Annotated in this window: 18 protein-coding genes; 7 read left to right on the top strand and 11 right to left on the bottom strand. The window is 71.1% G+C overall.

Annotated elements, in window-relative coordinates; all coding sequences use genetic code 11:
• Positions 1–98 precede the first annotated feature (98 nt).
• From J2W21_RS07065 to J2W21_RS07055, 3 genes are all read left to right on the top strand, one after another.
• Positions 99–1,208 (top strand): S-(hydroxymethyl)mycothiol dehydrogenase, encoded by a 1,110-nt coding sequence (locus J2W21_RS07065; protein ID WP_307113779.1) that lies wholly within the window; start codon positions 99–101, stop codon positions 1,206–1,208.
• Positions 1,205–1,846 (top strand): MBL fold metallo-hydrolase, encoded by a 642-nt coding sequence (locus tag J2W21_RS07060; RefSeq protein ID WP_307113778.1) that lies wholly within the window; start codon positions 1,205–1,207, stop codon positions 1,844–1,846. The genes J2W21_RS07065 and J2W21_RS07060 overlap by 4 nt, the downstream gene beginning before the upstream one ends.
• A gap of 77 nt (positions 1,847–1,923) precedes the next feature.
• Positions 1,924–2,499, top strand: coding sequence for a cysteine hydrolase family protein (locus J2W21_RS07055; RefSeq protein ID WP_307113777.1), 576 nt, complete (start codon positions 1,924–1,926; stop codon positions 2,497–2,499).
• Here the strand turns inward: J2W21_RS07055 and J2W21_RS07050 are convergent.
• Together J2W21_RS07050 and J2W21_RS07045 are read right to left on the bottom strand one after the other, a co-directional pair.
• Positions 2,492–3,271, bottom strand: a complete 780-nt coding sequence (locus tag J2W21_RS07050) for a lipoate--protein ligase family protein (protein WP_307113776.1) — start codon at positions 3,269–3,271, stop codon at positions 2,492–2,494. The genes J2W21_RS07055 and J2W21_RS07050 overlap by 8 nt on opposite strands.
• A gap of 3 nt (positions 3,272–3,274) precedes the next feature.
• Positions 3,275–4,108, bottom strand: a complete 834-nt coding sequence (locus tag J2W21_RS07045) for a thioesterase family protein (protein ID WP_307113775.1) — start codon at positions 4,106–4,108, stop codon at positions 3,275–3,277.
• 129 nt (positions 4,109–4,237) lie between these two features.
• Between J2W21_RS07045 and J2W21_RS07040 the strand changes: the two genes are divergently transcribed.
• Positions 4,238–5,683 (top strand): MFS transporter, encoded by a 1,446-nt coding sequence (locus tag J2W21_RS07040; protein ID WP_307113774.1) that lies wholly within the window; start codon positions 4,238–4,240, stop codon positions 5,681–5,683.
• Here J2W21_RS07040 and J2W21_RS07035 read toward each other — a convergent pair.
• Together J2W21_RS07035 and J2W21_RS07030 are read right to left on the bottom strand one after the other, a co-directional pair.
• Positions 5,680–6,888: an FUSC family protein gene (locus J2W21_RS07035; protein ID WP_307113773.1), complete on the bottom strand. Its 1,209-nt coding sequence runs from the start codon at positions 6,886–6,888 to the stop codon at positions 5,680–5,682. The genes J2W21_RS07040 and J2W21_RS07035 overlap by 4 nt on opposite strands.
• Positions 6,889–6,947: 59 nt before the next feature.
• Positions 6,948–7,928, bottom strand: coding sequence for a hypothetical protein (locus J2W21_RS07030; RefSeq protein ID WP_307113772.1), 981 nt, complete (start codon positions 7,926–7,928; stop codon positions 6,948–6,950).
• A 189-nt stretch (positions 7,929–8,117) separates the two neighbouring features.
• On the opposite strand from J2W21_RS07030, the gene J2W21_RS07025 reads away from it, so the two are divergent.
• Positions 8,118–8,534, top strand: a complete 417-nt coding sequence (locus J2W21_RS07025) for a response regulator (protein WP_307113771.1) — start codon at positions 8,118–8,120, stop codon at positions 8,532–8,534.
• Here the strand turns inward: J2W21_RS07025 and J2W21_RS07020 are convergent.
• The 3 genes from J2W21_RS07020 to J2W21_RS07010 form a co-directional block, all read right to left on the bottom strand.
• Positions 8,482–9,054 (bottom strand): DUF1254 domain-containing protein, encoded by a 573-nt coding sequence (locus tag J2W21_RS07020; RefSeq protein WP_307113770.1) that lies wholly within the window; start codon positions 9,052–9,054, stop codon positions 8,482–8,484. The two genes, J2W21_RS07025 and J2W21_RS07020, sit on opposite strands and share 53 nt — an antisense overlap.
• The gene (locus J2W21_RS07015) at positions 9,051–9,722 is read right to left on the bottom strand and encodes a DUF1214 domain-containing protein (protein WP_307113769.1); all 672 of its coding nucleotides are present in this window, start codon (positions 9,720–9,722) and stop codon (positions 9,051–9,053) included. The genes J2W21_RS07020 and J2W21_RS07015 overlap by 4 nt, the downstream gene beginning before the upstream one ends.
• Positions 9,723–9,788: 66 nt before the next feature.
• Entirely contained in the window at positions 9,789–10,775 is a 987-nt protein-coding gene (locus J2W21_RS07010) for an aldo/keto reductase (RefSeq protein WP_307113768.1), read from the bottom strand.
• Between the two features lie 354 nt (positions 10,776–11,129).
• Here J2W21_RS07010 and J2W21_RS07005 point away from each other — a divergent pair, with 354 nt between their 5' ends.
• A complete protein-coding gene (locus tag J2W21_RS07005) occupies positions 11,130–11,837 on the top strand; it encodes a hypothetical protein (protein ID WP_307113767.1) in 708 nt (235 codons plus the stop codon).
• Between the two features lie 495 nt (positions 11,838–12,332).
• On the opposite strand, the gene J2W21_RS07000 is transcribed toward J2W21_RS07005, so the two are convergent.
• From J2W21_RS07000 to J2W21_RS06985, 4 genes are all read right to left on the bottom strand, one after another.
• Complete coding sequence (locus J2W21_RS07000) at positions 12,333–13,859, bottom strand: aldehyde dehydrogenase family protein (protein ID WP_307113766.1); 1,527 nt, start codon at positions 13,857–13,859, stop codon at positions 12,333–12,335.
• 47 nt (positions 13,860–13,906) lie between these two features.
• Positions 13,907–14,881 carry an ABC transporter substrate-binding protein gene (locus J2W21_RS06995; protein WP_307113765.1) on the bottom strand — a complete coding sequence of 325 codons (975 nt, stop codon included), beginning with the start codon at positions 14,879–14,881 and terminating at the stop codon, positions 13,907–13,909.
• A gap of 62 nt (positions 14,882–14,943) precedes the next feature.
• A complete protein-coding gene (locus tag J2W21_RS06990) occupies positions 14,944–15,759 on the bottom strand; it encodes an amino acid ABC transporter ATP-binding protein (RefSeq protein WP_307113764.1) in 816 nt (271 codons plus the stop codon).
• Positions 15,759–16,715 carry an amino acid ABC transporter permease gene (locus tag J2W21_RS06985; protein ID WP_307113763.1) on the bottom strand — a complete coding sequence of 319 codons (957 nt, stop codon included), beginning with the start codon at positions 16,713–16,715 and terminating at the stop codon, positions 15,759–15,761. The genes J2W21_RS06990 and J2W21_RS06985 overlap by 1 nt, the downstream gene beginning before the upstream one ends.
• A gap of 319 nt (positions 16,716–17,034) precedes the next feature.
• On the opposite strand from J2W21_RS06985, the gene J2W21_RS06980 reads away from it, so the two are divergent.
• On the top strand, positions 17,035–17,718 hold the full coding sequence (locus J2W21_RS06980) for a GntR family transcriptional regulator (RefSeq protein ID WP_307113762.1): 684 nt from the start codon (positions 17,035–17,037) through the stop codon (positions 17,716–17,718).
• The last annotated feature ends 73 nt before the right edge of the window (positions 17,719–17,791 follow it).

The following is a 17,791-nucleotide window of genomic DNA, read 5'->3' as shown; positions in this document are numbered from 1 at the left end:
CCGCCCGCCGTCTGCACTTCGGACCCGGTTTGCCCGGCCTCCCCCGGCCCCTCCTACGATGGCCCCACACCGTAGGACGAGTCAGGGGAGGTTTTTTCATGGCCAGCACAGCTCAGCAGCCCAGGATGCATGAGGTGAGGGGCGTGGTGGTGCGCTCGAAGGGTGCCCCGGCGGCGGTGGAGACGATTCTGGTGCCGGATCCGGGCCCGGGCGAGGCGCTCGTGGACGTGCTCACGTGCGGGGTGTGCCACACCGACCTGCACTACAAGCAGGGCGGGATCGGGGACGACTACCCGTACCTGCTCGGGCATGAGTCCACCGCGGTGGTCTCCGCGGTCGGCCGGGATGTGACGGACCTGAAGCCCGGGGACCGGGTGATCCTGAACTGGCGGGCGGTGTGCGGGCAGTGCCGGGCCTGCGCCAAGGGCCAGCCGCAGTACTGCTTCGCCACCCACAACGCGGCCCAGAAGATGACCCTGGCCGACGGGACGCCGCTCTCCCCGGCCCTGGGCATCGGCTCCTTCGCGGAGAAGACCCTCGTCGCCGCCGGGCAGTGCACCCGGATCGACGAGGACGTCGACCCCGCCGCCGTGGGCCTGCTCGGCTGCGGCATCATGGCCGGCATCGGCGCCGCGATCAACACCGGCGAGGTGAAGCGCGGTGAGTCCGTGGCCGTGATCGGCTGCGGCGGCGTGGGCATCGCCGCGATCGCCGGGGCGAAGCTCGCGGGCGCGACGACGATCATCGCCGTCGACCTGGACCCCGCCAAGGTCGAGCTCGCCAAGTCCCTGGGCGCCACCCACGGGGTCGTCTCGAAGGAGACCGACCCGGTCGAGGCGATCCGGGACCTCACGAATGGCTTCGGCGCGGACGTGGTGATCGACGCCGTCGGCCGCCCCGAGACCTACAGGCAGGCCTTCTACGCCCGCGACCTCGCCGGCCGGGTGGTCCTCGTCGGCGTCCCGACCCCGGAGATGACGCTCGAGCTGCCCCTGCTGGACGTCTTCGGCCGCGGCGGGTCGCTGAAGTCCTCCTGGTACGGCGACTGCCTGCCCTCCCGCGACTTCCCCATGCTCGTGGAGCAGTTCAAGCTCGGCCGGCTGCCCCTGGACGCGTTCGTGACCGAGCGGATCGGGCTCGGCGACGTCGAGGCCGCGTTCGCCAAGATGCACCGCGGCGAGGTCCTCCGCTCGGTGGTCGAGCTGTGAGCGGGCAGGGCCGGGCCCGGATCGAGCGGGTCACCACCGCCGGGACCTTCTCCCTCGACGGGGGCACGTGGGAGGTGGAGAACAACGTGTGGATCGTCGGCGACGACGCCGAGGTCCTCGTGATCGACCCCGCGCACGACGCCGACGCTGTCGCCGCCGCCGTCGCCGGCCGCACCGTGGCCGCGGTGCTGCTCACCCACGGCCACGACGACCACATCCGCCACGCCCGCGAGTTCGCCGACCGGGCCGGCGCGCCGGTGCTCCTGCACCCGGCCGACCTGATGCTGTGGGAGGCCGTCTACCCGGGCACCGCCCCGGACGCCGGGATCGCCGACGGGCAGGCCTTCACGGTCGCGGGGGCCGAGCTGACCGCCCTGCACACCCCGGGCCACTCCCCCGGCTCGGTCTGCTTCCACGCCCCCGCACTGGCCACCGTGTTCACCGGCGACACCCTCTTCGCCGGCGGCCCCGGGGCCACGGGCAGGTCCTATTCCGACTTCCCGACCATCATCGACTCCATCCGCACCCGCCTGCTCACCCTCCCGCCCGACACCACGGTCAACACCGGCCACGGCGACCCCACCACGATCGGCGCCGAGGCCCCCCACCTGCAGGAATGGATCGACCGCGGCCACTGACCCCGGACCGGCCCGGACCGGCGATGGCCGGGCCTGGGATGTGTGTGCGTGCCCGCGCCCGCGGGTAAGGCGCGGGCATGCGCACCGCCTTGCTGATCATCGACATGCAGAACTCGTTCTTCGAGTTCCCCGAGCTCGCGGCCCAGCGCGGGCGGCTCGTCGCCGCGTGCAACGAGCTGATCGCCGCGGCCCGGAGCTCGGAGGCCCCGGCCCTCGTGGTCCGCACCGAGCACGAGCGCGACCGGTCGACGTGGACCCTGGCGATGCTCGACGACGGGCAGGGCTTTGCCTTCCGCGGCACCGAGCAGGCAGAGTCCCTCGCCGAGCTGGACGTCGAGGGCCTGCCCCAGCTTGTCAAGCGCCGGGACAGCGCGTTCGTGGGCACGGACCTGCTGCAGCGGCTGAGGACGTGGGGCACCGAGCGCATCCTGCTCGCCGGGGTCTCCACGCACCTCTGTCTGGCCCAGACGGCTGCAGACGCCTACGCGCTGAACCTCCGGGTGGCCTTCGCGGCCGAGGCGATGGGCGCCGATGATGCGGAGCAGGCCGACGCGATGCTCACGATCCTCCTCGAGCAGTACCGCCAGGAGCGGCTCGACAGGGAGGACGCGCTCGCCCTCCTCAGTCAGGCGAAGGAGGCCCCCGTCAGCTGACGGCGCCTTGGTCCCGGTACATGGCCAGCAGGGCGTCCTCCACGGCGTCGACAGTGAGGCCGGGCACGAGGTCGTCCGCGGCACCGGCGGTGGCCGGGTCGAACGGCAGCGCGAGGGCCCGGTAGACGTCGGTGAGCACGGCCCGCACGGGTGCGGCGTCGGCGACCACGAAGACCGAGGAGAACAGCCAGGCCCCGGCCACCACCCGCTGGGCCGTGCCGACGAGCTTGAGCCGGCCGCCCGCCGTCGTGCTTCCCGGGCCGCCCGCCGGGTCCGGGCCGGCCGGGACGCCGTGGACGCCGTGGACGCTGAACTCGCCGGGGCAGTACTCGCCCGGGATCTCGCCCACGCGGGCGTCGACGCCGAGGGTGCGCAGGGCGCCCGCGTAGAGGTCTCCGAAGACCTCGAAGCGGTGGCGGTGGCCCACCATGGCCTCGCGCGCCGGCTCGATGTGGTCCACGATCAGGGTGCCGGCGTGGTAGGCCGCCGCCCGTCCGCCGGCCCGGCGCACCACCGGCTCGAAGCCGTGCGCGAGGGCCGCCGATCGGGCCGCCTCGAAGCCCGGCAGGCGCGTGTCCCGCTGCCCGAACGCGAGGGTGCGCCGGGGGCGGTAGAGCCTGAGCGTGCCGCCGCGGGCGCCGCGCTTGACTTCGTCGAGGAGTTCCATGGCGCGAGCGAGCTCGGCCGCGGCCCCGCCTCCGTCGGCGGCGGGCAGGCCGGTGCCGGAGATGACGTCGAGCGGCACGAGGGCGCCGCCGTTCCACTCCGCCATGGATCAGCTCCTGCGGAGCGTGAGGATCTGCTCGGCGCGGCCGAAGGGCCCGTCGTCGTCGTGCAGCACCGAGGAGGTCAGGCCGATCCCGTCGGCGCCGAAGGAGACCGAGTTGTCGATGCCCAGCCACTCGCCCCGGGGCTCGCGGTACATGTGGATCTGGAGGTCGACATTCGGGAAGGCCCAGCTACCCCGGCCCGGCGGGACCCGGGTCGCGATGCCGTTGGCCGTGTCGACGAGGCCGATGAGCCTGACCCAGTCGGGGGTCTCCGCGCCGCCGACGAGGGGGTGGGCGGTGCGGATCCACACGGTGCCGCTGCCCGAGCGGTGGCCCGGTGCCTGGTACATCTCGAGGGAGCGGATGTAGCCTCCGGGCCATTCGGTGGCCCCGTCCCAGCGCTCGCACTCCTCGCGCGGCGGGATCCGCGGGTCCTCGACCGCGGCGACGGCCGAGGTGTCTGCGGTGACGAGCCGCCATGCGGTGGCCCGGACGGCGGGGCGGCCCTGGGCGCTGAGCTCGGCCTCGAGGAGCTCGATCGTCCTGCCGGGGCGGACGGTGCGGGTGGTGACCTCGAACTCGCCGGCGTGGATGAGACCGAGGATCTCGTAGCCGATGCGCGCGATGCGCATCTCGGGCCGCGGCTCGTGCTGGGCCAGGGCGTGGGCGAGGATGCCGGAGGCTGGGGCCATGTGCTGCTCGTGCGCGTTCCAGGCGCCCTGCGCGTGGACGGTGGATCGGTAGCGGCCGCCGCCGAGGTCCTCGTAGTAGAAGTCGCCCGCGGCCAGTTCGGGCAGCTCCTGCGCCCACTCGGCCGATGTCCCTGCCTGCTGCGTCACGTTCCGCTCCTCTCCTGGCCTGCTCGCCGTTGCGCGGCCCCGTCCACTTTATCGCCAGCGGGAGGGGGCGCCGCACCGCCGTCGGCCGCCGCGGGGACTAATTGCGCGCCCCGCGCGGTTCTGACCATCATGACCGTCACCCGAGCCGACGTGGGCTTCCGCTCCGACCGCGGCCCCATCCTCATCGCCCTCATGCTCACGACGGGCCTCGTGGCGATCGACTCGACGATCGTCGCGACGGCCGTCCCGTCGATCGTTCGCGACGTCGGCGGCTTCTCCTCGTTCCCATGGCTCTTCTCCGCCTACATGCTCGCGCAGGCCGTCTCGGTGCCGGTGTACGCGAAGCTCGCTGACATGCTGGGCCGCAAGCCGCTGATCCTCACGGGCATCGGCCTGTTCCTGCTCGGCTCGGTCCTGTGCGGACTCGCCCCGACCATGGGGGCGCTCATCGCATTCCGCGTCGTGCAGGGGCTCGGCGCCGGAGCCGTGCAGCCCATGGCCATCACGATCGCCGGGGACATCTACACGGTCGCGGAGCGTGCCAAGGCGCAGGGCTACCTCGCGAGCGTCTGGGCTGTCTCTTCCGTGGTCGGCCCGACCCTCGGCGGCGTCTTCGCGTCACTGGGCATCTGGCGCGGGATCTTCCTGATCAACATCCCGCTCTGCGTGCTCGCCGCCTGGATGCTCGCCCGCACGTTCCACGAGTCCTTCGAGAAGGAGCGGCACCGGATCGACTTCCTGGGCTCCGGGCTGCTGACCGTGGCGATGACGCTGCTGATCCTCGGCGCGCTCGAGGGCGGCCAGGCCTGGGCGTGGGCCTCGCCGCTGGGCATCGGCGTGCCGGCCGCCGGGGCGGCCCTGTTCGTGGTCTTCCTGCTCGCGGAGCGGCGCGCCGCAGAGCCGGTGCTGCCCACCTGGGTTATCTCCCGACGGCTCCTGCTCACCACCACGCTGGTCTCGTTCGGCGTCGGAGCGATGATCCTGGGCCTGACGTCGTATGTGCCCACGTTCCTCGAGGGCGCCGTGTCCGCCTCCCCCGTCGTCGCCGGCCTCGCCCTGGCCGCCCTCACGCTCGGCTGGCCGATCAGCGCCTCGCAGTCCGGCCGGCTGTACCTGCGGATCGGCTTCCGCCGCACCGCAGTCATCGGCATCGTGGTGGCCGTGGCGGGCACGGCCGTGCTCGCGGCGACGGCGCACACCCCGGACGTGCTCTTCGTCGCAGGCAGCTGCTTCGTGATCGGGCTCGGACTCGGCCTCACCGCCTCACCCACGCTCATCGCCGCGCAGTCGAGCGTCGACTGGAGCCGCCGGGGCGTCGTCACGGGCACCAACCTCTTCGCCCGCTCCATCGGCAGTGCCCTCGGCGTGGCCGTGTTCGGCGCGATCGCCAACGGGATCTACGCGGCCGCGCCCGGCCAGCCACTCGCCGTCGTGCCCGCCTCGGGGGCCGTCTTCCTCGCCGTGCTCGTGGTCGCCGCCCTCGCCGTGGCGGCGGTCCTCGCCATGCCGCGCGATGCCCAGAAGCAGCCCGACCACGGCGGGGCCGAGGCGGAGTCGCGGCGCCCCGCGCCCTAAGCCGGACCGGGGGCGCCGTCGCCGGCAGCGCCGTCGTCGGGGGCGCCGTCGTCTGCGGTGGGCGCGTCAGGCTCGGTCTCGCGGGAATCCAGGCGGTCACGGACCATGCGGACAATCCGCGACAGCGCGAGCGAGATCGCGGCGGTGGCGTCGCCGGCAGCCTCGCGCACGGCCACTTCGTGGTAGGAGCCGCTGAGAGCGTCGATGGCCTCCTGGGCGCGGTCCCACAGCCCTTCCGGGGCGTCCTCCTCGCCCCAGCCCCGCAGCGCCTCCGCGGTGGCGAGAAGCGCCGCAGCCAGCTCGGGGGTCAGCCCGGCCGGCACCCGCGTCCCGGCGTGCTCCTCCCAGATCACGCTCGTGAGCACGTCCGTGATGTCCTGGACCCTGAACGTGGCCCGCTCGAGGGCCTGCAGGTCCGCGAGGTCGGCGGCGAGGTCCCGGTGGTGCCGCTTCCTGCGGGGATTGGCCCGGGCGCTGACTTCGGCCTCCTCGACGGCCACGCGCACCTCCGCCGCGGTCGTCGCGAGCAGGCCCTCCCTCGTGGACCACTCCTTCCGGCTCGGCGGCCATTCCTCCTCCGTGACAGCGGCGGCCATGTCCTCGAGCTGGTCGCCGAGCGCATGGCGCAGGCGCGCGAAGGCCGGCGTCACGGCCGCGACGCGCAGCGGCGGGAAGACGACCCAGTTCACCGCGAGACCCACGGCCACGCCGAGGCCCATCTGGACAAGGTAGGCCAGCGAGAAGACATCGCGCCGGTTGGCGCCCGCAACGAGGACGAAGAGCGCGGCGAGGGGGACCCACTCGCGGCCGCTGCCCATCCGTGGGAGGCCGCCCACGATCATGCCCACCCCGACCACGAGAGCGACCGACCAGGCCGCGGTGTCGGCGAAGCTGCCCACGAACAGGGCCACGCCGATGCCGAGCGCGAGCCCCACGAGGCTCTGCAGGCCGTTGCGCAGCGAGTCGGCGACGGTCGGGTACATGCTCACGAGGGCGCCGAGCGGTGCGTAGTACGGGTACTGGCCGAGCGAGCCGGGCATGAGCTGCGCCAAGGCCCACGCGATGCCCGCCGCGAGGGCGGTCTTGCCGGCAAGCAGGAGGCGCTCGGCCGAGGCGGCCTCCCTCAGGCCGCTGCGGGTCGCCGAGGGCGCCCAGACGAGGAACTGTCGGAGTGCGGCACGGGGCTGACGGGGAAGGGGGACCATCTGCCCAGCGTGGCATGGCCCCCGGGCTGCGTCGACTCGGGACGGGCGTCCGAGCCGGGTCAGTCCAGGGCGGCGAGGCGCTCCCGGGCCTTCGACACCGCCCGGAGTTCGCGGTCCACGAGGCGGGAAGCAAGCTTCCGGGCACGCTCTGCTGCCGCCGCCTCGCGTTCGGCCGCCGCGACGTCATCTTCGAGTTCCGTGATCCGCGCGCGAAGGCGATCGAGCTCGTCGGCCAGGCGGCGGGCGCGGGCGGCAGCGTCCGCGGCGTCCCGCTCGGTGCCGGCGAGCTCGGCCTGGGCCTCGTCAAGGGCCTGTGCGGCCTCGTCGCGGTCCGCCTCGGCCTCCGCGCGCTCCTCGCGCCGGAGCTGTTCTGCCTGCTGCCGCTCTTGTTCGGCCTTCCGCTTCGCGTCCCCCGTCCGACGCCGGCCCGCACCGTCCCGCGACCGCCCGCCGTCGGCGCGGTGCGCCTCGCCCACATTGTGGCCGGTGGCTCCCACGGGCAGGGCCTCGGCAGTCCCAGGGGGCCGGTCGAGCACCTCGGGCACCGCGACGGCGCCGGAGAGGTCCACCGGTTCGAGGCCGTTTCCCTCGAGGGCGTGGAGCAGGAGTCCGCTCTGCACCGCCGCGGAGGCCAGGGCGTCGGACATGGCGGCGCGCAGGGTCTGCTCGATCTCCGCCGCCGCGGCGTCGCTCACCGCGATGCCCGAGCGGTGCGCGGTGGCGCGCGCGGCTGCCACGGCCTGCGGCAGGAGCTGCGTGCGGTCCTTGGCGAGGGCGCGCAGGCGGCCGGGGTCGAGGTCCTCCTGGGCCTCCCGCAGCTGGGCGCCGAGCGCGACGACGCTCTGCAGGGCCTCGGCCCTTCCGACGGCGAGCGCGTTGACTGCCCAGGCGGAGACGGATGGCTTGGCGAGCCGAGCCACCCGCTGGGCGAGCGCGCGCTGCCCCTCGCGCCGGAGCTCCTTGGCGCGGTCGTTGCGCGCGCCGGTGAAGTCCCTCGGCGTGAGGGTGTAGAGCTCGGCGGCGATGGCGGCCAGGTCCATGCCACGCATCATAGGCGCCCTGCTCCGGCCGCCATCGCCAGAGCCGCGCTCTGGCCCGCCGCGTGGTCGGGTGTGACGAGGCTGTCATGCTCTAGACAGGCTCACTGAACGCTTTTCATACTTGTCATATCGCCTCGCCGTCCGGCAGCCCGCCGGCTCCCGTCGAAGCGGACCGGACAGGAAGACGTCATGGGAGCAGACCAGAAGACCCGCGTGCTCCTGGTGAGCGCCTACCGCCCGCTCCTGAGCGCGCTGCGGGAGATGCTCGAGGAGGAGGGCGTGGACGTGGTGGGCGAGGGCGGGACGGTGAGCGAGGGTGCCCAGCTGGCGCGCCGGTGTGCGCCGCAGGTCGTGGTCCTCGACGAGCACCTCCCCGACGGCGATGCGGAGGCGATGTGCCGCCGGCTCAGTGAGGCGGGCACGCCGACGCGATGCGTCATCCTCACGAGCCTGGCGGCCGGGCGCCGCAGGAGGCCGCCCGGGGACCCGATCTTCGTAGTCCGGAGGATTGCCGACAGCGGACTCCCCCAGGCCGTCCGGGCGGCTGCCGCGCTCACACCTGTGGCGTCAGCCGCAGCTGCCTCGAGAGGGTGTAGGCGGCCCTGAGGTCGTCCCCGCCGGAAACGAGGACGCGCCCGATCACGAGCGCGGAGCGGCGGGGTGAGGCGATGTGCCGCATGCCGGGCGGCACGTTCCCCGCCCAGCCGGGCCCGGTGATGAGGTACTCCCCTGCGTCTGTGCCCGTGGTGCGTCTGCCGATGTAGGCGAAGTTGGTGTTGCGGTAGGGGTCCGTGAATTGGACGCTGTAGTAGCGGCCGTCCATGTCGGGCACGTGCAGGACCTGCGGCCCGCGGGAGAGGTCGAGCCAGCCCACGGTGAGGAGCGTGTCGCGGTTCACCCCGACGGACATGAGCCGGGATCCGGAGGATGGCGCTCGCAGGGGATCGGCGAAGGCGGCCTCCGGCTGGGTGTAGAGGGTGTTGACCGGGACCGGGCCCTCTCCGAATCCCTTGACCAGCAGGGCCCTCTTGAACACGGACAGGAGCAGGCGCGGCCAGAAGTAAACGGCTGCCCACCACGTCGCCGCCGCGACTGCAAAGAAGATGAGCAGGTGTTCGCTCCTCATGGCCGTCCCGCCGTCCTGGCCACTGGGGGCGGGCGGTAGGTGCCGTCGAGGATGGCCGGCGCCGGCTCATAGACACGCAGCCAGAGGATGAAGCGCCCCGGCGGCGCCGGCAGCCAGTTGGACTCCCCGCCCTCGGGCGCCGCCTGCTGGAGGCAGATGTCCACCGAACCGTCGGCGTTCGGGACCAACCCGGACCGGTCCCCCAGACTGTAGCGGCTGAGGGGGTTCGGGACGAGCCGGTTCCTTCCGTCCCCCATCGTCAGGGACCAGAAGGCATTGTTCGGCGGCAGCGAGCCGGGCGGGAAGTGCAGGGTGTAGGCGTTACGGCCATCGAGCGGCCGGCCCGTTCCGTCTGCCGTGGCCCACCAGTACACGGCCTCCTCCGGGCTGTTGACGGGCCCGGGGAACAGCTGCGCGGCCGCCGCCCGGAACAGCATGCCGCTGCCGGGACGCCCCAAGCCGGCCATGGTGACCCAGCCGTTGACCCTCGTGGCCCTGATGCGCGCATACGCCTGGGCGGTGGCGAACGCGAGGCCGTAGCCAATGAGGAATCCCTGGATCACATCGCTGCGGACCGTGCGCTCCTGCCGGAAGAAGACCATGGAGGCGATGAAAGCGACGCAGACCGCGCCCACCAGGGCAGCGAAGTAGCCCCATCGCCTTCCCATGGCCTCCTCCTGGGGTAGTGGGCTCCCGGGCGGCGGACGGCGCCCCGCCCGAGTGCCTCGGACCGGCTACCAGCGCGGGTGGATCACCTCGCGGAAGTACGTGTCGTAGATCCGCCGCACGCCGGCGTCGAACTCCGGCCCCAGCGACGCGACTCCGGCGGCCGCTGCCGCATTTGCGCGCGCCTGGTCCGCGTTCCTCGCCCCTGGGATCACGGTCGAGACCCCCGGCTGGGAGATGATCCAGGCGAGGGCAGCCTGCGCCGTGGTCAGCCCTTCAGGGACGAGCTTCTGGAACTCGGCGACGGCCTCGAGGCCCCGCTCGAAGTCCACCCCTGAGAAGGTCTCCCCGACGTCGAACGCGGAGCCGGTGCGGTTGTAGTTGCGGTGGTCCCCCTCGGGGAACGTGGTGCTGCGGCTGTACTTGCCACTGAGCAGGCCGGAGGCGAGCGGCACGCGGACCACGATTCCCACCCCGGCCTCCTGCGCCGCGGGGAGGACCTCGTCCTGCGGCTTGAGCCGGAAGGGGTTGAAGATGATCTGTACGGTGGCCACGTGGGGCCGGCCAATCGCGGCCAGTGCCTCCCCGGTCGTCTCCACGCTGACACCGTAGTGGCGCATCACGCCCTCCTCGACCAGCTGGTCGAGGGCGTCGAAGACCCTGTCCTCGGAGTAGACGGGGGTGGGCGGGCAGTGGAGCTGGACGAGGTCGAGGGTGTCGCGGCCCAGATTGCGGCGTGAGCGGTCCAGCCACTCGCGGAAGTGCTCCAGCGTGTAGTTCTCCGGGACCTGGGGCATCCGGCGTCCCATCTTGGTGCCCACCATGATGCCCGAGTCGGGGTGCGCCGCCAGCCACTCCCCGATGGCCCGCTCGCTCCGGCCGTCGCCGTAGACATCGGCGGTGTCGAAGAAGGTCACCCCCGATTCGGCGGCCGCGTCGAGCACCTGTGCGGCGGCGCCTCGGCCGACGTCTCCCCAGTCGCCACCCAGTTGCCATGTCCCCAGCCCGATTGCGGACACCGCTCGGCCAGTCCGTCCCAGCACACGCTCCTCCATGGGCTCCGACTATAGTGCCGAAACGCCGAACGGCGGCACGGTCGTTCAGCGCCATGCGGCACGTGTCTCGAAAGACGCCATCTGCCAGCGTGGCTCCGCGCTGGCACGGCTATGAGCGCGCCAAAGGGCCGATGAGGACATAAGTCCTAGGGCCGTCTGGGCACGCCGGCCGGACAATGGAACAGTCGGCGCGACTGCCAGAACCCCTATCCGATTCCAGACGCTGCAGGTGGTTCCCGTGGAGCGATCAAACAGTCAGCTCGCTGTCCCCCCGCTGACGGGTGTGCCTGCTTGTCCGCGCTCCGCGGACGGCCGTCGTCCGCCGGGGCGCCAAGCAGGCCAGGCCTTCCCGCGATGACATCCGACCACGACGTCTCCCGCGACAACGACGGGGCCAGCACCCGGGGTCCTGAGGAGCCGGACATCCGGCGGTCAGGCGCTGAAGCCGAGCAGTCGAGGGCTGCCTCCGGCAGCACCGGGAAAGCAGAGCAGCTGCGCGAGAGTGTGACGGCCAGAGCACGTAGCGCGGCCGCCGTCATCCTCGTGGTCCTGACCGGGGCACTCTCCTTCGCCGCGGTTCCTGCCCTCTACTTGCGCAACGACGTCCTCGACACCGACCGCTATACGGCCATTGTGGCGCCCCTCGCCACCGACCCCGCGGTCCAGGCGGAGATCTCAGACAAGGTCACGGCACAGATCACCGGCGCCATCGACATCGAAGGCATCACCCGGGACGCGATGGCCGAACTGGGCAACGCCGCGCCCCGCGCAGCAGCAGCGATCGCCGGCTTTGCACCCGCCATCGCCGAGCAGACGAGAACACTGATCCACGCCACCGTCTCCAACTTCGTCGCCAGTCCGCAGTTCGAAGATCTGTGGATCCAGGCCAACAGGGTGGCCCACGAGGGGATCGTCAATCTGGCCAGAGGGGACACCGGCGGCGCCGTCAGCATCGATGAGGGAGGCACCCCGTTCCGGGCGAAGAGCCCGCACGCGGTCTCGAGGATCGGCTTGCGAACGCCGAGGAATCTACCGCTTGCGCCGAGCGATCAGGAACACTAAGACCAAGACCACGAACAGTGCTGTGAAGACCCCGACTAAGGCTCCTGCACTGATTCCCATCTGTCCTCCTTGCGAATTCTCGCAAGACGACAGTGTCGGAGATCATCGTTCGAACCCCCAGCCGCGCTGGGGATCCTTCAGCGGCACACAGAGACGAGCGCGCCCCTCCCTCGGCCGCTACAACTACGCCGGTACGTGTCCCGTCATAGATTCCTTTGATGGGACACCGTAACGAGGCGAGCGGCCCCTCCCCTGGGCCGGGCATGTGCTCGGAAAGTCCGAGAAACCTCACGGCCCTGCCTGTCCCATCAATATGTCTCACTCCGATGTTCTCGGAATCGGCAAATCTGAACCTTTGACGGGACGAACAGGGGCTTCAAGCCGGCTGACATCATCAGGGTCGTCGGCGCTGGTCGGACGACCACGTGCGGATAACTCAGCCTCCGCCTCCCCGGCGCTGGCGGCGCGGGGAGGCGGAGGCTGACTGGGTCGGGGTCAGCGGGCGTGGTTGTGCATGACGTGCTTGGTGCGGGAGTAGTCGTCGAGGGCGTAGAGGGAGAGGTCGCGGCCGTAGCCGGATCCCTTGAACCCGCCCCAGGGGGCTTCGGTGGCGATGACGAGGTGTGAGTTCACCCAGACGGTGCCGGCGTCGATCCGTGCGGCGGCCCAGTGGCTGAGGCGTGCGTTCTCGGTCCAGACAGAAGCGGCGAGCCCGACGGGGACGTCGTTCGCCCGGCGGATCGCCTCGTCGTCGTCGGCGAACGTCTCCATGGTCACGACGGGGCCGAAGATCTCCTCGCGGGCGCACTCGGCTCCTTCGGGGACGTCGGCAAGGACGGTGGGGGCGACGAAGTAGCCGGGCCCCGGGAGGGCCGAACCGCCGGCTGCGACCCGGACGCCGTCCTTGACCGCCCGGTCGATGTAGCCGAGGACGCGGTCGTAGTGGGCCTTGGAGAAGAGGGGCCCGATCTCGATGTCGTCCCCGGCCAGGGGTTCGCCGACCGGGAGCTGGCGGACCTGGTCGACGAGGTGTGCGGTGAATTCCTCGGCGACGGACTCGTGCACGAGGACCCGGCAGGCGGCCCCGCACTCCTGGCCGGAGTTCCAGAACGAGGCGGTGCGCAGGGATTCCGCGGCGGCCTTGAGGTCGGCGTCCTTGAAGACCACCACGGGGGCCTTGCCTCCGAGCTCGAGGTGGACGCGCTTGAGCGTCTCGGCCGCGGCGCGGGCGACCGCCTTGCCGCTGCCGACCGAGCCCGTCAGGGCGATCATGTCCACGTCCGGGTGCTCGGCCAGGCGGGCTCCGACGACCGAGCCCTTGCCGGTGACGACGTTGAGGACGCCGGCCGGGAGGAGGTCGGCGGTGAGCTCGGCGAACTTCAGGGTGGTCAGGGAGGTCTGCTCGGCGGGCTTGATGACCAGGGTGTTCCCGGCGGCGAGGATCGGGGCGATCTTCCACGCGGCCATCAGCAGCGGGTAGTTCCACGGGGTGACGACGCCGACGACGCCGAGCGGCTCGCGCAGGATGAGCGAGAGGTGGTCCTCGACGTAGTCGCCGGCCGCCATGGACGTGGTCGCGCGCAGGGCGCCGGCCATGAAGCGGAACGTGTCGATAGTGCTCTCGACGTCGTCGCGGGAGACCGCGAACGGCTTGCCCGTGTCCGCGGACTCCAGGCGGACGAAGAGGTCTGAGGTCTCGGACACCCGGTCGGCGATCTTGAGCAGGAGCTCGGCGCGTTCCTTGGGCACGAGCCTGCCCCAGGCCTCCTTGGCCCGCAGTGCCGCGCTGACGGCCGCGTCGACGTCGTCGGCGGTGCCGAGGTGGATCTGGGCGAACGCGTTCTCGGAGGTCGGGTCGATGACGTCGGCGAGCTCTCCGCCTTGGGCGCGGAAGGTGCCGTCGATGAAGTGTCCACTGGGCGGGAGCTCTTCGGCGCGGACGAGGGGGGCTGCGTCGGGGGCGCGGCGGATGGCCGGCGCGGCTGTGTCCGTGGCAGCCGTGGTGCTATCGGAGATGGTCATGGGAGTCTTCTCTTTCAGCGGGGATCAGGGGGCTGGCGGTTGCGGGTTCAGCTGTTGGGGAGCTGGGAGGCGTCCTTGTACAGGGTGACCTTGTCCGCGGAGGGGTAGGCGATGTCGCTGACGCCCCACTTGGCCAGGATCTTGGCGTAGGTGCCGTCGGTGACGATCTCCTTCATCGCTGCCTGCATGGCCGGGCCGAGGGTGCTGCCCTTCTTCAGGGCGATGCCGAGCTCGAGGGGCTTGTAGACGAACTTCTGGAGGGTGAGCGGCAGGCTCTGGGACTTGATGGCGTAGGCCATGGCGTCGGTGGTGGTGGCGGTCGCCTCGCTGCGGCCGTTGGCGACGGCCAGGAGGCGCGCGCCGTCGTCCGGGTAGGTCTGCAGGGTGACCGCGGGCTTGCCGGCCTTGGCGCAGTCGGCGCTGGCCTGGTTGACCTGGTCGATGAAGTAGGAGCCGGAGAGGACCCCGACGGTGTGGCCGCACAGGTCGGAGGCGCTGTCGATGGTGATCCCGCTGCCGTTCTTGGTGGCGAAGGAGGTGCCCACCGCGAACTCGGAGACGAAGTCGACCTGACCGAGGCGGGGCTTGGTGACGCCGAAGTCGGCGGAGGAGATGTCGTAGCGGCCACTGCTCAGGCCGGGGATGAGGGAGTCGAAGGTGCCCACCGAGACGTTGTTGACCTTCACGCCCATGACCTCGCTGAGCGCGAGGACGATGTCGGGCTGGATGCCGACCAGCTGGCCGTTCTCCTCGAAGTCCTGGGGTGCGAAGTCGTTGTAGATGCCGTTCTGGATGGCCTTGTCCTTGAACTCGGCCGGGACCAGCGAGGCTACCGAGTCGACCGGCTTCAGCCCCCAGGTCGTGGTGACATTGGAGGCCTTGGAGGAGGCGGCGCTGGCCGAGGAGTTGCTTCCTGCGTTGGATGCTGTGCCCGGGTCGGAGCAGGCGGAGAGGCCGAGGGCGGCAACGGCGGCCACGGCGGCTGCCGTGAAGGTTGCCTGGAGGGTGGTGCGTCGGGACATGGGGGAGCCTTTCGGTGAGGTCGTGGGATGGGTGGGGTGACGTCGTTGTCGGGGAAGCGGGGTCAGAGGACTTTGGAGAGGAAGTCCTTGGTGCGGGGCATCTGGGGGTTCAGCAGGACATCGCGGGGCTTTCCGCGCTCGACGACGACTCCGCCGTCCATGAAGAGCACCGAGTCGGCGACCTCGCGGGCGAAGCCCATCTCGTGCGTGACCACGACCATGGTCAGGCCCTCGCGGGCGAGGTCCTTCATGACGTCGAGGACCTCCCCGACGAGTTCGGGGTCCAGGGCCGAGGTGGGCTCGTCGAAGAGCATGACCCTCGGCTTCATCGCCAGGGCGCGGGCGATCGCGACGCGCTGCTGCTGGCCGCCGGAGAGCTGGCGGGGGTAGAAGGGTGCCTTCTCGGCCAGGCCGACCTTGCCCAGGAGGGCCATGGCCTCCTTCTTGGCCTCCTTCGGGTCCTGTCCCAGCACGCCGACGGGGGACTCGATGATGTTCTGCAGGACGGTCATGTGCGGGAAGAGGTTGAAGGACTGGAAGACCATGCCCATCTTGGCCCGCTGCTTGGCCAGGACCTTCTCGGGCAGGGTGACGTACTTGTGGCCGCGCTGGCGGTAGCCGACCAGCTCGCCGTCCAGCTCGACCCGGCCGGCGTCGATCTCCTCCAGGTGGTTCATGCTGCGCAGCAGGGTGCTCTTGCCCGAGCCGGAGGGGCCGATGATGCACATGACCTCCCCGCGCTCGACGGTGAGGTCGACTCCCTTGAGGACCTCGAGCGGGCCGTAGCGCTTCTTCAGCCCGGTCACCCGCAGGACGACCTCGCGCTCGACGCGGTCCGGGGCTGTCTGAGCCGTGGCGGCGGTGGGTGGGGCGCTCATCAGGCCCTCCTGGTCGAGGTTGCGGTCTGGGCAGGCAGGAATTTCGCGATCGTGCGCCTGAGCTTCTCCCACGGGGTGGGAGGGAGCGCGCGGCGCCCGCCCTTGGCGTAGTGCCGCTCGATGTAGTACTGGATGAGGCTCAGGACGCTGGTGACGATGAGGTACCAGATGCTGGCCACGATGAGCAGCGGGATCGTCTGGAACGTGCGGTTGTAGACCAGCTGGGCCGAGTAGAGCAGCTCCGGCATCGAGGTCACGCTCACCAGCGAGGTGGACTTGAGCATGCCTATGACCTGGTTGCCCGTGGGTGGGACGATCACCCGCATGGCCTGCGGGAGGATGACGCGGCGCATCGCCCGCGTCGAGCGCATCCCGAGCGCCACAGCCGCCTCCTGCTGGCCCTGGTCCACCGAGAGGATGCCTCCGCGGACGATCTCCGCCATGTAGGCGCCCTCATTGAGGGCCAGACCGAGCAGGGCCGCCATGAACGGGGTCACGATCTGGTTGGCGTTGGCGCTCCAGAACGTCGGGCCGCCGAGCGGGACGCCGATCCCGATCCTCGGGAAGAGCGCAGCGAGGTTGTACCAGAAGATCAGCTGGACCAGCAGCGGTGTGCCGCGGAAGAACCACGTGTAGAACCACGCCACCGAGGAGAGGATCCTGATCGGTGAGAGCCGCATGACCGCGGTGAGCATGCCCAGCAGGATCCCGAACAGCATCGAGAGGACAGTCAGCTCCAGCGTCCGCAGCAGGCCGAAGATGATGCTCTGGCTGAAGAACCAGTCCGCCACGACGTCCCACTCGAGGTTCGGGTTGGTGAAGAGCATCTGCACGATGCCAGCGGCGAAGACGACGACGAATGCCGTCAGGACCCACCAGCCCCAGTGCGCGCGGTGCGCCATCCGGATCTCCTCAGGTGCCTCAGCGGCCTTGCGCGTATCGCTGATGGTGCTCATCGGCTTCTACCGCCGTGACGGGCGAGCCGAGGTACCGCTCGGCCCTGCGCCGGGCCAGCGGCCCGGCCTCCACAGGTCACAAGGTCTTTCATGGGAATTGCCCTTCTGAGAAAACGAGCTCCCTCTGGGGGCCAGTCTGGCCGTGCGGTTTCGGGCTGAGGGAGAGGGTCTGCCGCCTCCCCCGGGATCGGGTTGGGCGATGTGATGTCTCTCATAGTGACCATGATTCGATCAAAGATCAAGACCCGCGCGGCAGATTGCACCGCGAGAGCACGCGGGTCTTGCCTTCGACCGCCCGAGGGGTTTGTATATTTGATCTATGCCAATCTCCAAGAGGGTCGAGCCCGCGCTGCTGACGGATCAGGTCTACGAGACGATCCACCAGGCGATCCTCAGCGGCGACCTGGCAGCCGGGTCCCGACTGACCGTGCGGGAACTGGCCGAGCAGGTCGGCACCAGCCCGATGCCCGTCAGGGAGGCGATCCGCCGCCTCGAGGAAGCCGGCATGGTCGAGCGGCAGCCCCACCGGGGCGCCGTCGTCAAGGCCCTCACCCTCGAGGAGCTGCTGCACGTCTACGACATCCGCCGCCTGCTGGAGGTCGAGGCCGCTCGTCTCGGCGCGCAGCACGCGACGGCCCAGGACTGCGACCGGATGCAGGCCGAGTACGACCTGATGCTCGAGTCGATCGCCGGGCACCAGGTCATTCCGCTCCTCGACCACGATGAGGCCCTCCTGGAGATCCTCTACCGCGCCGCCGGGAATCCGCTGCTGGTCCAGATGATCCGGGGCCTGTGGCAGCAGTGCCGCGCGTACAAGATCGTGGGTGCGAAGGGCACGCTCGAGGCCGTCGGGGACGATTCGCTCTGGCGGTACCAGAAGGACCTCATCGCCGCTGTCCGCGCGGGCGACCCCCTCGCAGCGGCTTCCGTCAACGACGCCTCGCTCGTCAACGCCACGGACCGCATCCGCGCCCTCCTGGCGGCCCAGCGCAACGGAAGCTGAACGACCCCCTGTAGTTGCGCATGCCCCTCGTGATCGCTGCATGGGGGTGCGACGTACGCATAGTTCCCCCCTT

The organism is Sinomonas atrocyanea (assembly GCF_030811715.1).
Lineage (GTDB): Bacteria > Actinomycetota > Actinomycetes > Actinomycetales > Micrococcaceae > Sinomonas > Sinomonas atrocyanea_A.
The sequence above is the reverse complement of the archived record's forward strand: the minus strand, read 5'-3'. Positions and strand labels throughout refer to the sequence as shown.

Coding starts and splice junctions, on each gene's coding strand:
- J2W21_RS07065 (WP_307113779.1), top strand. CDS start 99: ATGGCCAGCACAGCTCAGCAGCCCAGGATGCATGAGGTGAGGGGCGTG.
- J2W21_RS07055 (WP_307113777.1), top strand. CDS start 1,924: ATGCGCACCGCCTTGCTGATCATCGACATGCAGAACTCGTTCTTCGAG.
- J2W21_RS07050 (WP_307113776.1), bottom strand. CDS start 3,271: ATGGCGGAGTGGAACGGCGGCGCCCTCGTGCCGCTCGACGTCATCTCC.
- J2W21_RS07040 (WP_307113774.1), top strand. CDS start 4,238: ATGACCGTCACCCGAGCCGACGTGGGCTTCCGCTCCGACCGCGGCCCC.
- J2W21_RS07035 (WP_307113773.1), bottom strand. CDS start 6,888: ATGGTCCCCCTTCCCCGTCAGCCCCGTGCCGCACTCCGACAGTTCCTC.
- J2W21_RS07030 (WP_307113772.1), bottom strand. CDS start 7,928: ATGGACCTGGCCGCCATCGCCGCCGAGCTCTACACCCTCACGCCGAGG.
- J2W21_RS07025 (WP_307113771.1), top strand. CDS start 8,118: ATGGGAGCAGACCAGAAGACCCGCGTGCTCCTGGTGAGCGCCTACCGC.
- J2W21_RS07020 (WP_307113770.1), bottom strand. CDS start 9,054: ATGAGGAGCGAACACCTGCTCATCTTCTTTGCAGTCGCGGCGGCGACG.
- J2W21_RS07015 (WP_307113769.1), bottom strand. CDS start 9,722: ATGGGAAGGCGATGGGGCTACTTCGCTGCCCTGGTGGGCGCGGTCTGC.
- J2W21_RS07010 (WP_307113768.1), bottom strand. CDS start 10,775: ATGGAGGAGCGTGTGCTGGGACGGACTGGCCGAGCGGTGTCCGCAATC.
- J2W21_RS07005 (WP_307113767.1), top strand. CDS start 11,130: ATGACATCCGACCACGACGTCTCCCGCGACAACGACGGGGCCAGCACC.
- J2W21_RS07000 (WP_307113766.1), bottom strand. CDS start 13,859: ATGACCATCTCCGATAGCACCACGGCTGCCACGGACACAGCCGCGCCG.
- J2W21_RS06995 (WP_307113765.1), bottom strand. CDS start 14,881: ATGTCCCGACGCACCACCCTCCAGGCAACCTTCACGGCAGCCGCCGTG.
- J2W21_RS06990 (WP_307113764.1), bottom strand. CDS start 15,759: ATGAGCGCCCCACCCACCGCCGCCACGGCTCAGACAGCCCCGGACCGC.
- J2W21_RS06985 (WP_307113763.1), bottom strand. CDS start 16,715: ATGAGCACCATCAGCGATACGCGCAAGGCCGCTGAGGCACCTGAGGAG.
- J2W21_RS06980 (WP_307113762.1), top strand. CDS start 17,035: ATGCCAATCTCCAAGAGGGTCGAGCCCGCGCTGCTGACGGATCAGGTC.